Annotated in this window: 9 protein-coding genes; 7 read left to right on the plus strand and 2 right to left on the minus strand. The window is 51.8% G+C overall.

What is annotated here, in order from left to right:
* Positions 1–181: 181 nt before the first annotated feature.
* From AB1656_16090 to AB1656_16110, 5 genes are all read left to right on the plus strand, one after another.
* Entirely contained in the window at positions 182–1351 is a 1170-nt protein-coding gene (locus AB1656_16090; protein MEW6236904.1) for a nicotinate phosphoribosyltransferase, read from the plus strand.
* Positions 1352–1356: 5 nt separating this feature from the next.
* The gene (locus AB1656_16095; protein ID MEW6236905.1) at positions 1357–2967 is read left to right on the plus strand and encodes a glycosyltransferase family 39 protein; all 1611 of its coding nucleotides are present in this window, start codon (positions 1357–1359) and stop codon (positions 2965–2967) included.
* Complete coding sequence (locus AB1656_16100) at positions 2957–4693, plus strand: glycosyltransferase family 39 protein (GenBank protein ID MEW6236906.1); 1737 nt, start codon at positions 2957–2959, stop codon at positions 4691–4693. The genes AB1656_16095 and AB1656_16100 overlap by 11 nt, the downstream gene beginning before the upstream one ends.
* A 180-nt stretch (positions 4694–4873) precedes the next feature.
* On the plus strand, positions 4874–5200 hold the full coding sequence (locus AB1656_16105; GenBank protein ID MEW6236907.1) for a type II toxin-antitoxin system RelE/ParE family toxin: 327 nt from the start codon (positions 4874–4876) through the stop codon (positions 5198–5200).
* A complete protein-coding gene (locus AB1656_16110) occupies positions 5193–5546 on the plus strand; it encodes an addiction module antidote protein (protein MEW6236908.1) in 354 nt (117 codons plus the stop codon). The genes AB1656_16105 and AB1656_16110 overlap by 8 nt, the downstream gene beginning before the upstream one ends.
* A gap of 73 nt (positions 5547–5619) precedes the next feature.
* On the opposite strand, the gene AB1656_16115 is transcribed toward AB1656_16110, so the two are convergent.
* Positions 5620–5979 carry a hypothetical protein gene (locus tag AB1656_16115; GenBank protein ID MEW6236909.1) on the minus strand — a complete coding sequence of 120 codons (360 nt, stop codon included), beginning with the start codon at positions 5977–5979 and terminating at the stop codon, positions 5620–5622.
* A 157-nt stretch (positions 5980–6136) separates the two neighbouring features.
* Between AB1656_16115 and AB1656_16120 the strand changes: the two genes are divergently transcribed.
* A complete protein-coding gene (locus AB1656_16120; protein MEW6236910.1) occupies positions 6137–6991 on the plus strand; it encodes a prepilin-type N-terminal cleavage/methylation domain-containing protein in 855 nt (284 codons plus the stop codon).
* A 9-nt stretch (positions 6992–7000) separates the two neighbouring features.
* Here AB1656_16120 and AB1656_16125 read toward each other — a convergent pair whose 3' ends face one another.
* Positions 7001–9703: a DUF6600 domain-containing protein gene (locus AB1656_16125; protein ID MEW6236911.1), complete on the minus strand. Its 2703-nt coding sequence runs from the start codon at positions 9701–9703 to the stop codon at positions 7001–7003.
* A gap of 297 nt (positions 9704–10000) precedes the next feature.
* On the opposite strand from AB1656_16125, the gene AB1656_16130 reads away from it, so the two are divergent.
* The gene (locus AB1656_16130; protein MEW6236912.1) at positions 10001–13669 is read left to right on the plus strand and encodes an N-6 DNA methylase; all 3669 of its coding nucleotides are present in this window, start codon (positions 10001–10003) and stop codon (positions 13667–13669) included.
* The last annotated feature ends 5 nt before the right edge of the window (positions 13670–13674 follow it).

Raw genomic sequence — 13674 nt, forward strand, 5'->3', positions numbered from 1 at the left:
ACCGCAACCGGCTGCTGGATATGGCGCGGCTGAGCGCGCATGGAAAGTATCTGGAAAGCGTAGGATTAGGCGCCGACTTGCCGGAGTGCGTGAAAGTGGATACGTCCACCCTAACGCCGGAGATGCGGGGGGGGCGGATCGTAGTTTGAATGAGGAATGATGAAAAAGCATAGGTATTCTTATGAAGCGTTTTCATATTGCCACGGATAGCGAAATCCTCGCCGGAAAAGTTACAGACGCCTATTTCGTCCGGACCATGGAAGTACTCGAACAGACGGATGCCAGCAAACCGGTAGTTATGGAGATTCGCGCGGCGTCCCTGCCAGCGAAATGGGATTGGGCGGTCTTGGCGGGCGTCGAGGAATTAGTCTTCTTCATGGAGGGGATTCGCAAGCCGGTCGATTTGTTCTGCCTGGACGAGGGGACGCTATTCCGGGCAGGCGATCCGGTGGGTTATGTTATTGGAGATTACAAAGATATCTGTATATACGAGACGGCCATATTGGGCTTATTGTGCCAGGCGTCCGGCATCGCGACGCGGGCGGCGCGCTGCGTAAAGGCGGCGGAAGGCCGGGCTGTGCTGAGTTTCGGAGCGCGGCGGCTGCATCCCGCCGTGGCGCCGCTGGTGGACCGCAACGCCTTTATCGGCGGCTGCGTAGGGTTTTCCAGCGTTATCACCGGAGAACTGCTGGAAAAGAATGCCGCCGGAACGATGCCCCATTCGTTGATCTTGCTGGTGGGGGATACGGTGGAAGCGTCGGAGATGTTCGACGCCTACATTCATCCCAAAGTTCCGCGCATTTCGCTGATTGATACGTTCAACGACGAGAAGTTCGAAGCCATCCAGACGGCGGAGGCGATGGGGGATAAACTCTACGGTGTGCGCGTGGATACGCCCGCCTCGCGCCGGGGCAATATGCTGGACTTACTGAAGGAAATCCGGTGGGAGTTGGATATCCGGGGGCATCAGAAAGTGCGGATCGTAGCCACGGGAGGCATCGACGAATATAAGATTATGGAATTGAATCCCGTCTGTTACGGCTACGGCGTGGGAACCGCCATCAGCAACGCCCCGGTTGTCGATTTCGCCATGGACATCGTGGAAATCGATGGCCGTCCCATCGCTAAGCGGGGGAAACTATCCGGCAGGAAGCGATTGTTGGCGCAAGGGAATAGCTATAAGGAAAGAGAGATCGTCTTCTGGAAAGGGGACGATCCCCGGCAATCGCAGGATTTAATAACGGCGAAGACGAAACAAGGCGTCCGGACCGCCGATTCGCCGCCGGCGGATCGCATCCGCGAACATGTTCTGCAACAACTAGCTAACGTCCCCTTGGAAAGTTTGCGGTGAACGTCATGCCTTCGCCCGGCGAAAGCGGAAATATCAATAACGCTGGCCGCCATTCCTTGTCAAAACTTTTTCCCTTCCTTCAAAACGATTGGCCGTTGCCGCTGTTGCTCGCGGCGCAAGTTATCCTCAACCTTCCGGGAATCCTGATCCCCCCGTTGTGGGTGGATGAAGCCTATTCGGCGATATTGGCGCGGCGAACGCCGGGGGAGATATGGCGGTCTATGGTTTACGATGCAGGACCGCCGCTGTATTACCTCTTACTGCATGGCTGGCGGTTTGTTTTCGGCGAATCGGAAGCAGCGCTGCGGGGGATGTCGCTGCTTTTTGCCCTATTAACTACCATCGGCGTTTATTTCTTTGGGAAGCTCTGTTTCGATAAAAAAACCGCGAGTTTCGCCTCGTTGTTATGGATATGCGCGCCGTTGTGCGTTTTCAACGCGGGGCAGGCGCGGAACTATACCCTCTTATCCGCTCTCAGCGTGGGTTTGGCGCTGGGAGCGGTTTTCTATTGGCGCAAACCGCGAAAATGGACATGGGCGGCTTCGCTGGCGTTACTGACGGCGGCGGTTTATACCCATAACGCTGCCTGGTTCATGGCGCTGGCCATACTTGCGGGGCTATGGGCGCTTGGCCGGGGGGATTATGGCTATGCGCCCTTATGCAATTGGGGAACTATGCTAGGCGGCGCCTTGCTGTTATACCTGCCGTGGACGCCGACGCTGCTTGCCCAAATGCGGATAACGGAGAGGACGATTGGGTGGGTGGAAAAAGCATGGTCGCCCTGGTCTATTGGATGGACGATGAATGCGTTGATTCCCGGCGGCGCCATGCCTCCCTACATCGATTTGCCCGTTTTCCCCGCTTATCTTTATGGGATAGCCATTTTGCTATGGACGGCGCCGCTGGTTCCTGCGCTATTGGGCATGATGCAGCCGCAAGGAAAAATGCTGCGGTTTTTGACGGCGTTTTTTTTGGTTGGACTCGCCGGACCTTACCTCTATTCGTTGATATGGAAGCCCATTTATTTAGTAGGACGGACGGATTTTTTTCTAACGCCGTTTTGGTGCTTGCTGGCAGGCGCCGCCGTTTCGCAATTGCAACGGAAATGGTTGGGCAACCTATTGATCGCTATCCTCGCGGCTCAGAGTTTGGGATTAAGCTTATACATGGAGTTGCGAGATCAGGAACGCAGCGAATTGGACATTGTCCGATACCTGGAACAGCGAGGAAAGCCAGGCGATGCGGTTCTATGCACTGGCCTGACCCGTCCGCCGATGGAGTATTATTTAAAACCGAAAGGTTTTCGCATTCTTTCCTATCCTCGCGATATGGCGCAACACTTGGCGCACTTGAACGAAGAATGGTACGCGAAGAACGTTGACCTCGACGCCGAGGCGCAGGAGTGCATAGAGGAAGCAAAAAGCGTTCTTACGGGCCAAGGGCAGCTGTGGGTGATCGGCAGCGAGCGCAGGATCAACGAGCCGTTGTTCGAACAGTTGCAGCGGGAGAAAACTCTGCGCGGCTTGAATCGGGTGCAGACGCCGAAAATGGGATTGCGCAAAATCGGGGAGCCTTTGTTTATTCTGCCCTACTTGCAGGCGAACGATGCGGGATAGTCGCAATCGAAGCCGCATAATTCTGCAGGAGGCCGCCATCCTTTTGGGATTGGGCGTATTCTCCCTTCTTTTGCATTCATGGTATTTCAACGTTTTCTTGAACGTCATGCCCAACGCGTTGCAGCCCGCCAACGACGCTAAAAGTTATTGGGAGATGGGGCTGAAGATTTATCGCGATGGAATTTTTCTCCCCAACGACGGGCCTTACTACCAGGCGCCTCTCTATCCCTATTGGCTGGCGGGATTACATTACTTCGGCTTTCATCGCATCGTGGAAGCGCTGCGCATCCAAGAGTGGATGAGCATCGCCAACGTTTTGTTATGTTATTCGGCGGGGCGGCTGGCGGCGGGGCGGCTGACGGCCGCGCTGGCAGCGGCGTTGTTCGGATTATGCCATTATTCCTTGTTCTTCGCTTCCAAAATGCTGGCGGAGACGCCGGGGATTTTTCTCTTCCTCCTCTTTTCCATTTTCTTCTTGCTATGGATCAATAAGAATAAAACGGCATGGCTGGCCGTTAGCGCCTTCTGTTTCAGCTTGGCGGTTTTGTGCCGTCCCAATCTGCTGTTCTTCTTTCCGCCGGTGTTGCTGTTTTGTTTTATTGGACGGAGTGGAGAAGCAAGAACAATTGCCATTCCTGGTTTGAATCTTTCGCTCGATAGGCGAGGGATATTGTTTTCCAGCGTATTTTTATTAGGGATTCTACCGGCGCCGTTGCGGAACGGAATTGTGGGAGGGGATTGGGTTCCCATCTGCGCCAATTCGGGCGTGACATTGTATATGGGAACCAACGAACAGGCTGAAGGGGGACTGGCATCGGTGGAAGGACTTTCCAACGACATTGAAAAACAATATACCCAAAGCATCGAACTGGCGTCGAAGCTGGCGGGGAAGGAATTGCCGCCATCGCAAGCGTCGTCGTTCTGGATGAAAAAAACCGCCGCCTGGGCGCTGTCGCATCCGGGAAAGTTGTTGGTTTTGGAGATCAAGAAACTATTATGGGCGCTGTACTCGGCGCCGCCCGCCGTGAATTACTCGGCGCATTTCGAAAGCGAATGGATCGGAGGATTGAAAGCGCTGAGTTGGCTCACCTGGCTGAGCGTCTGGGGCGGCCTCTTGGCTTTGCCTTGGCTGTGGAAGGGTCGAACGGAGCGCTTTTTTCTGAGCTTATGGGGCGGGTATTTGCTTTTGAGTTTGGTTTATTACGCCTCGGACCGTTTTTTGGCGGGGATGCTGCCGTTTACGTCCATTTTGACGGCGATGTGGATTGAAGCGGTTTGGCGGCGATGGCGGGAGTTCCCTTGCACTTGCCTTTGCCCTCACCCAGAGGGAGAGGGAATTTGTTTGGGTAAAAGAGTTCTTTCCATCGTGATGAAGTGTACGGCGCGGCCCATCCTGCTTATTTGGATTGGGATTACGTTTGTTCTTACAGCGAATCCTTTTCTAGCGTGGAACCGGGAGCGGGAGATTGGGATGGGATGGTACAACCTCGGCGTGTTTTACGAAGAAAAAAGCAACGATCTACGGGCGATGGAGAGTTACGAGAAGGCGCTGGAAGCCTGCCCGGTTTTACCGGCGGCGATGTTGAACTTGGGCGTACTCTACGCCGAACAAGGCGATCTGGAAAAATCGACGCAATTGTTCCTGAAAGTATTGTCCATCGAACCGAAGAACCAGACGGCGCAACGGAATCTGAAGATCAACCGGGAACGGATGAATGATAAATGATAAATGAAAAAAAACATCTCATCGAGGGTGGCAAAGGCATGGCGAAGCCAGCCTTTGAAATTGTCGTTAAAACGGCGGATTATTGTAATTTGCCCCTTTAAAGGGGCATTTGATAATAGCCCAGCCTTTTAAGGTTGGGAAAATCTTGACCATACGTAAACTATAGGTTACAATTCCTGTATGAAGAAAATACTCAAAATTTATAGAACGGAGAACGGAAAAGAACCATTTTTGGATTGGCTTAACACTCTAAGAAAAAAGGATAAACCGTCTTTTTTCCGTATACGTGACCGTTTAAACCGTATCGCCGAGCAAGGAAATTATGGAGATTATAAGGCTGTGGGAGAAGGTGTTTATGAATTGCGTTTTTTCTTTGGTTCGGGTTATCGCGTTTATTTTGGGGAAGATGGCGAGACGATTGTTTTGTTATTGTGTGGAGGTGGAAAGAGTTCGCAGCGGCAAGATATCAAGAAAGCTAAAGAATACTGGAGTTTATACCATGAATGACGCGGGAAGGGAAAAGCGTTTAAAGAAACTGGAGGGATATCGGGATTTCCGGGCATATTTCGTCAAGGACCTTCGAGATCATCCCGAAGATATCGATGGATATCTGGAGATTGTGATCGAAGATTATGAAAAGGATCGGGATGCGGCGGCTTTTTTATTGGCGCTGCGCACAATCGCCGAAGCGAAAGAAGGAATGACTTCTTTAGCCAAGAAAACCAACCTTACGCGCCAAGCTCTCTATAAAGCCCTATCCTCCAAAGGCAATCCTCGTCTTGAAACCATATGGTTGATTCTCAACGCGCTGGGATACAGTATTTCCATCAAACCGTCTCCCGCAGCGCAGTAAATATCGCATCCGTTTTTCCTATTTCATCCTCCAATGCGAAATGGATTTCAATCCATAAGAAAATATCTCCCGTTTAGAATTGAGAAGCGGTTTTTTCTCGACTCCGGCGTACGCGATGAATGAATAACCCCACAGCGTATCCGGCGCTGTAATAGAAAATGCTGCCGCTGATAAGATAATAATAGATTTGGAAGGTGATGAAATCGCCCCAATCGAATTGAGATCGCATCCGATCTTCGAAGAGGCTATTCACAATAACGCAGGGATAATCCACCGTCTCGATGAATTGGACAAGCGTGGAAGGTCTGATAATATCGATGGAGACGCCTAAAACCAACGCTATAAAAATCCATAGATGAATAAGGAAAAAAGCCAACGCTAAATTCCGCGGCCAATTCGAATTGAACCAGGAACGAAATTTCTTTTCCCCCATAATCTGACCCGTTCTCGAATGTTTCCAATATCCATTCCTTGTTTTTCTAGGCGATCGATCGTCCTATGAGATTGTTCATGGCGTCAAGCGCCGTTGCGATATAATAGAAATAAAACATCTTTCTGCCGGAAGCCTTCTAGGAATGGGGAGGAGAGGAATGACGAATACGCGCCGGGGAAGCCCAGGCTTTTCTTTGATCGAATTGTTGATCGTATTGCTGATTGTAGGTTTGCTTTATGTGGGGCCGCAGGTGATCCCGCTTTGGCTGGTCGAATTGATTCTCTCCATCGGCTGGTTCGCGTTTCAATACTTCTTTATCAAATGGCTTATCCGGCTTTCCATTCTTTCCAAAGGGTATTTTCAAGAGTATAAAACGCTGTTGGTTTGGGGCTATCAAACGCAAATCGTCGCCGCATACATCTTGCGGTTTTACGTTTTGAGAGATGCCGACATCGCTTATTTTCATAAACTGGGAATTTCGTATCTGGGAACCTACGTGATTTTCTTTGTTCTGCCATTGGCGGGGATATGGATTTTTCACCCCCTTTTCCACCCCAAAAAAGAAGCGGCGAAATGGGATGCGAAGACCGTTAAAAAAATTGCCCTGCAATGCGTCCAGGCGCAGAAGTTTTACGAACGCTATCCCAAATGCCGGATTTACGTTTTCGATCACCCGCTTAAAGACCGATACGTCCATTGCGTATTCACGCAGCGCATCCGGCGCCATGAACGGGAGGATTTATTCGAAGATCGGCTGCTGGAGGTTCCCGTGGATTGGAAGAAGCGGACGGTTTGGGAGGAAGAAATCCAGCAGCGCCGTTATATTTTTCAGAGCGGAGAAAATGGCAGTACCGTATTGGAATTGCCCGCTGGCGACTCCTATCCCAGAAAAGAAGAACCGCTGGAGGAGGAGAGTCTCCAGCGGTTCGACGATTCTTTCAATCGATTTCCTTCTCTCGATTCCGCGCCGCTTCCGGCGGCGATTCAGCGGTCTCCTTACGAAATCGTATAATATCCTTCTTTACCGTCCCGCCCGGCGCGGGCTGTAGGATGAACCGCCCTGCGAAGACGGAGCGGGCGAGGACATGCGGGGCGCGCTGTACGAACTAGACGGCTGCGGCGAAAAAGACGGCGCTGAGTAGGAAGGCGCCGCACTGCGCGGCGCGGAGTAGGAAGGAACAGCGCTGCGCGGAACGGAATAAGACGGCGCAGCGCTGCGCGGTACGGAGTAAGACGGAGAATACGAACGGCTTGGGGCTGAGTCCATCCGCGATTGCCGCGAAGGAGAATAAGAGGGAACGGAATTATAGGTTTGCGGAACGGCGGAATACGATCGCGTCGAGTAGGACGGCGCGTAGGAGCTTCGGTTCGAGGGAATGCTGTAAGAACTCGACGTTCTCCGGTCGTAAGGCGTCATGTAGGACGACTGGCGGCTCGGCGGAACCTGAGCCGGCGTTATGGCGCGCGGCTGGGAAACCCCCGAATCGTAATTGCGAGACGAGGAAGAAGACGGGGGAGCGCTTTGGCTGCTGTCCGTCCGCTGGGGGCTGGCGCTTCTTGAAGGATTCGCGCTTTGCGGCGTCATGCGGCTGGATGAAGTAGAGGGCGCAGAGGCTCTAGGAGCCGATGGCTGCGCGCTGCGGGTTGCAGGTTCGCTCATGGAGCGGGTAGAAGACGAAGAATCGTTTCGCGGCGCTTCTTGACGCATTGTGCGGGGCTGATTCCAAGGGCTGCTGTCGCTGGAACGCGGGGCGGCGCTCTTCGCTTCCGGACCGCTGCGCGCCGGGGATGTAGAAGGAGCGGATCTGGAATTATCCGGAGCGGCGGTTCTTGTCGAACGGGTGCGATTCCAAAAGCTCTCGCTGCGAGCGTTAGTTGAGGGCGCGGCGCTTCTCGGCGCAGAGACATTGGCGTCCGAGCGGGCTTCGCGCGCCGATTGGGCGGAAGCGGGCGCGGTCATGGGGCTGGCGGTTCGTTCCGAATCCGTGCGCGAGGATTTCGCGGCGGGAGCGCGGCGGTCTTCCTGAGTGGGATTGGCTTGCGGCTCTCTTTCCGCTTTTGCATTGGCTTCGCGTTGGGAAAGCGGCGCGGCGCCGGGAGCGGCGGCGGCTTCGCGAGCCGGTTTGGCATCCGGGTTGCGCGCAGCTTGCGTATTCGCCGAAGCGGGAGCGGCGTTGACCTTTTCGAACGAGCTATCGCCTCGCGGATTTTTAGAAACAGGCTCGCGCGAGGATTCCGTCTGGGGCGAACGGTTGTCCGGGCCAGTAGCAAGCGGTTGATTCTGGACGGCGGCGGCGCGCCGTTCCGGCAGCGAAGCGAAGGCTTCCGGGCCGGTTTTCACGTCGCGGGAAGCGGCGTAGCGTCCGGCGGCATTCTCGCGGGGCGGTTTTTGTCCCGACTCGAAATCGCGCCGGGTCATGACGGTAACGGCGTTTTCCACGTTTTGATTCTGATATATGATCGTCTGATTGTTGTTGATAGTAACATGGTCTCTATAATACTCGGGGCGATGCAAATAGCCATGATGATGGCGATGGACGTAGCTGGCGCGGAAGCTATACCACGGATAAAAAGGATCGTAGGGACCGAGGGGGAACCAGCCGACGCAGGGACCGTCATAATAGCCGCCGCCGAAGGAGAGCGAAAAATACCTCCCATGATGGGCGTAAGCGAACGACACCATCGCCGGATACCAAAGGGGACGGTGGGGACGATGGACGACGTAGACTACGTCCGTGGGAACCCAGCACCAATCGTAATCCGAAGTATATACCCAGCGGCCATAGTGATAGGGAACCCAGCCCCACGGCTCGTAGGAGACCCAAATCCAGCCGTAAGGATCGCGCCACACCCAGCGGCCATCGCGGTAAGGCGCCCAGTTCGTCGCGACAACGCGCGGGCGCCAAACGCGGCCGTAATCCTTGACCACTACCCAATCGCCGTAGGCGTCCAGATCGGAATAGCCCGCCACGCGGGTGGAGACGTATTGCCGCGTCTGGCTGGCGGCGATGGCGGCGTCGCGCATGTCGCTCCAACGGTCGAAATCGTCTTCCGGCGAAAGGGCGGCGATTTTGAAATCGGCGGAATTGGGGCTGCTCACGATGAGTTGTTCGTCCCGGCGCACGGCGAGTGAGCTCTTATCCGATTTCTCCACATTGACCTCTCCCCGGCGCACTTGAATCCTCGCCGGCCCTTTTTCGTCCACGTCGTAACGAACGATGGCGTGGACGGGGATGCTGGAAGCGAAGTAGGAGGAAATGATTTCCAGCGGCGGGCGTTCGTAACTGACCCGATTGGCGTGAACAGCCAAGACGCCCTTGACGATTCCAATACGGCCCAGGCCGTCATCGAGGATTTTGAACTCGAGGTAGGTATTGTCGCCCAGACGCAAAACGGTTTCGTCCTCCAATTGGATTTCCACCCGCGCTCCGGCGCCGGAGAAGATTTTATCGCCCGCCATAAGGGGGGTGTTGATCTCCGCATTGGTCCAGTCTTCATCGGCCATGCGCTGCATGGTGACGGGGCCTTCGATGTAGGAGATGCGCGCCGTACGCAGAGCCACGCCGTCATCGGGGGGCGCCGGGGCGGGCTGCGGCGCCGGGGGCGCGGCGATGGCGACGTAATGGGCTGGGGCGGCGGTAGTAACCGTCGAAGCGCAGCCGGTCAAACAGATAAGCGTAAGCATAACAAGCAAAAAGAGGAAAAATCGTCCTGTAAGGTCCATGATCGTAACTCCCTTCCAAACATCTTCCAATTCGTAATCTATAAATATCATCGCAGCCTGTAGGGATTTAACTAAATTTACGAAGCGTTTCCCCCCCCCAATGCGGCGGGCGGAGCAACTTTCTCCATACTATTATACCGGATGGCGGGAGGAAACGGGCGGGGAGGGGGTATTCATAACCCTATAGGTTCTGTAGGTTGTTGGATGGAATTCCTAAGCCGTTCATCGGCCTATTCCGCTAGATTCGAACAGCTGTAAACTCGTTTGGAATTGCATCTCGTTAATGTAGGGATTTCGATGACAGAGAATATAACCGAATGGGAATTTACCGCCGACGCGGCGGGGTGGATCAACGGGCGTCTTGCCGATGAACCGGGTTTGCCATTTTCGGAAGCGAAATGCGAGCAGAGGACGAAAGGATCGCTCAAGCGCCGGGATTTAACCTTGCTGGATAAAAACGGCGTCGTCGTGCTGACGGGCGAAGTAAAACTCCCATTTCAAAAAGACGGCGGCAGCCCGTATAACGAAGCGGTGGTTCAGGATGCGCGCCAAAAAGCGCGGCTGGCGAAGACAAAATACTTTTTCACATGGAACGTCAACGATTTCGTTTTATGGGAAACGTTTCCATCCAAAACATCCCCCAAAGACCGCAAGTTCAAATCGTGGTCCGTTACGATCATCCATAAACCAAGCCATTTGGAAATTTCCAGCACGAAGCATGCCATCGATAATTGGTTTAGGAATTTTCTGCGCGAATTCGCTGCTATTCTGTGTGGAGACATCGTTATTGGTACGCAGCCGCCCGATGCAAAGTTCATCGAAGCGTTGGAATCGTTCATGACCATGCCGATTTTGTTGACGCGGGAAAGTCTGGAAGAGAAATACGAGAAAGACCTTTTCAAAGACGATCTTGACCGTTGGATGCGAGACGAGCAGGGATGGACGATCTACGACGATCCGGAGGGAATTCGCGACAATCTGGAACGCGCCGCCAAATTCGCTTGTTACAACCTAGTCAATAAACTGGTTTTTCATGAAGCGTTATTAAAGGGTCATAAAGATAAGATGGATAAGTTATCCATCGCCGATTCTATCGATTCGGGCGAGAATCTAAGCCAACAACTCGACAAGTTTTTTGAAGCAGCGAAAATCATCACTGGCGATTATGAAACTATATTCGGCGAAGATCGTTTCGATATGGGTTTACGCATTCCATTCTATGCGGACAAAGCCGTTCCCCATTGGCGCGCTTTGATCGATCAAATCCACGAATTCGATTTTACAAAATTGGATTACGAAGTGATCGGCAATATCTTCGAACGGCTCATCAGTCCCGAAGAACGCCATAAATACGGGCAATTTTATACACGCGCCGAAGTCGTAGACTTAATCAATAGTTTTTGCATTCGCAACGGAACCGAAAAGGTGATGGATCCGGCGTGCGGCGGGGGTACGTTTTTAGTGCGCGCTTACGCCCGCAAGCGGGCGCTTGCGCCTAATCGCAGCCATAACGATCTTCTCGACGATCTGTATGGCATGGACATCTCCCACTTCGCCGCACATCTTACCACTATAAACTTAGCGACGCGCGAACTCGTCGATGCGGAAAATTATCCGCGAATCGCCCGCAGCGATTTCTTCGACGTAATCGCTAAAGATACGTTTTTATCAATTCCCGACTCTATAAAAGCAAAAGGTCTCGGTTCTCAACCGCATCGCGAAATCGTCATTCCTTTATTGGACGCCGTGATTGGCAATCCTCCCTATATCCGGCAGGAGCAGATTCGCAAATCCAAAAAGGATACAGAAAAGGGAACGAAAGAACACTACATAGATGTAATGAAAAGGGAGTTGAATGTCCGTCTCAGCGGCCGCAGCGATATTCATTGTTATTTTTGGCCGCACGCTTCAACCTTTTTGAAAGAGGATGGATATTTATGCTTTTTGACATCCAGCCAATGGCTGGATGTGGAGTACGGCTTCCGGCTGCAGGAATGGATTCTAAGGAATTTCCAAATCATCGCTATTTTCGAAAGTTGGAACGAGCCGTGGTTCGTCGGCGCGAGAGTCGCCACGGCGGCTACGATCCTGCGCCGTTGCGGCGACGAATCCGTCCGTATGAACAACATCGTCCGTTTCGTCCAGTTGCGAAGCCCCATTAACGAGATTCTGGCTCATGATGGGACTGTTAAAGGATCTGTAGAAAAAACCAACATCTTTCGCGATGAAATTCTTTCGCTGAAGGTGAACGTAGCGACTAATAAATACCGCGCCCGGTTGGTAAGGCAAGGCGATCTGTGGAAGGAAGGCGTACGTCTGGGCGCAGTTATGAAGAAATCTAAAGATGCGGAAGACGAAGAGGACGCTATCCAGAACGGCGGGGAATATTATGGCGGCAAATGGGGCGTTTATTTGCGCGCGCCCGATCTTTGGTTCAAACTGCTCGATCAATATGGCAACCGTTTTGTCGCCTTGGGCGATATCGCAGAAGTTCGCTTTGGAGTCAAAAGCGGCAAGGATTGTTTTTTCTTTCCCAAAGATTGCAGCGCCGAATGTCTGGACAAATACCGTTATCCTTTCGAATTCGAGGATAATTACGGCGTTCCCCGCGAATTGGTCGAAACGGGGAAAGTGAAGATGGTATTGTGCGGAGAAGGACGGGGGGAAGTCCATGCCATCGAATCCGAGTATCTCGAACCGGAAGTGCATAGTTTGATGGAAGTGGATGGATTTAGCGTCAAGCCGGAAGATTGTTCGCGAATGATTTTGTTAGTGGGAAAGAAGAAAAGCGAACTTAAGGGGCAATTCGTTCTCGATTATATCCAATGGGGTGAAGAGAAAAAATATCATCAAGGTTCAACGTGCGCATACAGAGAGAATAAAGATCGGGAATGGTACGATTTGACGGGGCATAAACGAGGGAGTTTGTTTTGGCCTAAAACGCAAAAATACAAACATGTAATCCCGTTGAATGAAAACAATCTTCAATGTAATTGTAATTTATATGATATTCATACGGAAAATGATATTGATAAATACGTTTTGGCGGGAATATTAAACTCATCATTAGTTATTTTGTCTAAATATCAATTCGGAAGATTTGCAGGTACGGAAGGAACATTAAAAACCGAAATCATCGATGTCAATATGATGGCAATTCCCGACTATCGTTATGGAACCCCAAAATTAAAAGAACGAATTGCGCGCATTTTTATAAAAATGAAGGAACGAAAAGTCCTGCCCTTATTATCGAAAAGAAGAATGCAGGAATTGATGTATGGGGATCAGATTAGCGACTGTGAATTGAATAAACTATCCAACTATTCCGAACTGAATATGTCCGATCGTGCGGAATTGGATCATGCAGTTTTGGAGCTAATCGGCGTTCATAAAAAAGAAGACAGAGAATCGATTTTATTAAAATTGCGACAGGAACTTGCCAAATTTTTCGAAGGATTGCGAAAAATTGAAGTTCTAACCAATATCAACAAAAGCATTGCCAAACGGCGGGGAAAGCAAAATCCTCAAGATGTTGCGGAGAGAATTTACAAGGAAATTTGCGATAACGATGCTCGATTACTACTGCGTTATGACGATTATCGCGATAAATCGAAGCCGGACGATGTTTTCCTTTTTCCCGACGAGGGAATTCCTCAAGAGCGCGAAAGCTTATTCAACGAGCACGGCGTTGTCTTTGTGAAGGGGAAAAAGACAGTAGCCGTGTTGGAAACCCGATTTCCTGCCCAAGATAAGCTGCTCATTCTTGCGTACCATTCCGGCGCACGGAGATATATTTACATTCCCCATGAAGAAGAGGAGTGTATCCATGTTTATAAGAAATTCCGGCAATTCGTCCGCGAACGCGAAGAGCGTCTGCGCAAAATGATCGAACAGCGCACTTCCGATGAAGAATTACTAGAGAAAATTTATCAGTCGTTATTGACATTGTTGAATCAAAGAAGATGACTGGA

The organism is Candidatus Omnitrophota bacterium, from assembly GCA_040755155.1.
Lineage (GTDB): Bacteria > Hinthialibacterota > Hinthialibacteria > Hinthialibacterales > Hinthialibacteraceae > JBFMBP01.

Coding starts and splice junctions, on each gene's coding strand:
- AB1656_16090 (MEW6236904.1), top strand. CDS start 182: ATGAAGCGTTTTCATATTGCCACGGATAGCGAAATCCTCGCCGGAAAA.
- AB1656_16100 (MEW6236906.1), top strand. CDS start 2,957: ATGCGGGATAGTCGCAATCGAAGCCGCATAATTCTGCAGGAGGCCGCC.
- AB1656_16125 (MEW6236911.1), bottom strand. CDS start 9,703: ATGGACCTTACAGGACGATTTTTCCTCTTTTTGCTTGTTATGCTTACG.
- AB1656_16120 (MEW6236910.1), top strand. CDS start 6,137: ATGACGAATACGCGCCGGGGAAGCCCAGGCTTTTCTTTGATCGAATTG.
- AB1656_16105 (MEW6236907.1), top strand. CDS start 4,874: ATGAAGAAAATACTCAAAATTTATAGAACGGAGAACGGAAAAGAACCA.
- AB1656_16115 (MEW6236909.1), bottom strand. CDS start 5,979: ATGGGGGAAAAGAAATTTCGTTCCTGGTTCAATTCGAATTGGCCGCGG.
- AB1656_16110 (MEW6236908.1), top strand. CDS start 5,193: ATGAATGACGCGGGAAGGGAAAAGCGTTTAAAGAAACTGGAGGGATAT.
- AB1656_16095 (MEW6236905.1), top strand. CDS start 1,357: ATGCCTTCGCCCGGCGAAAGCGGAAATATCAATAACGCTGGCCGCCAT.
- AB1656_16130 (MEW6236912.1), top strand. CDS start 10,001: ATGACAGAGAATATAACCGAATGGGAATTTACCGCCGACGCGGCGGGG.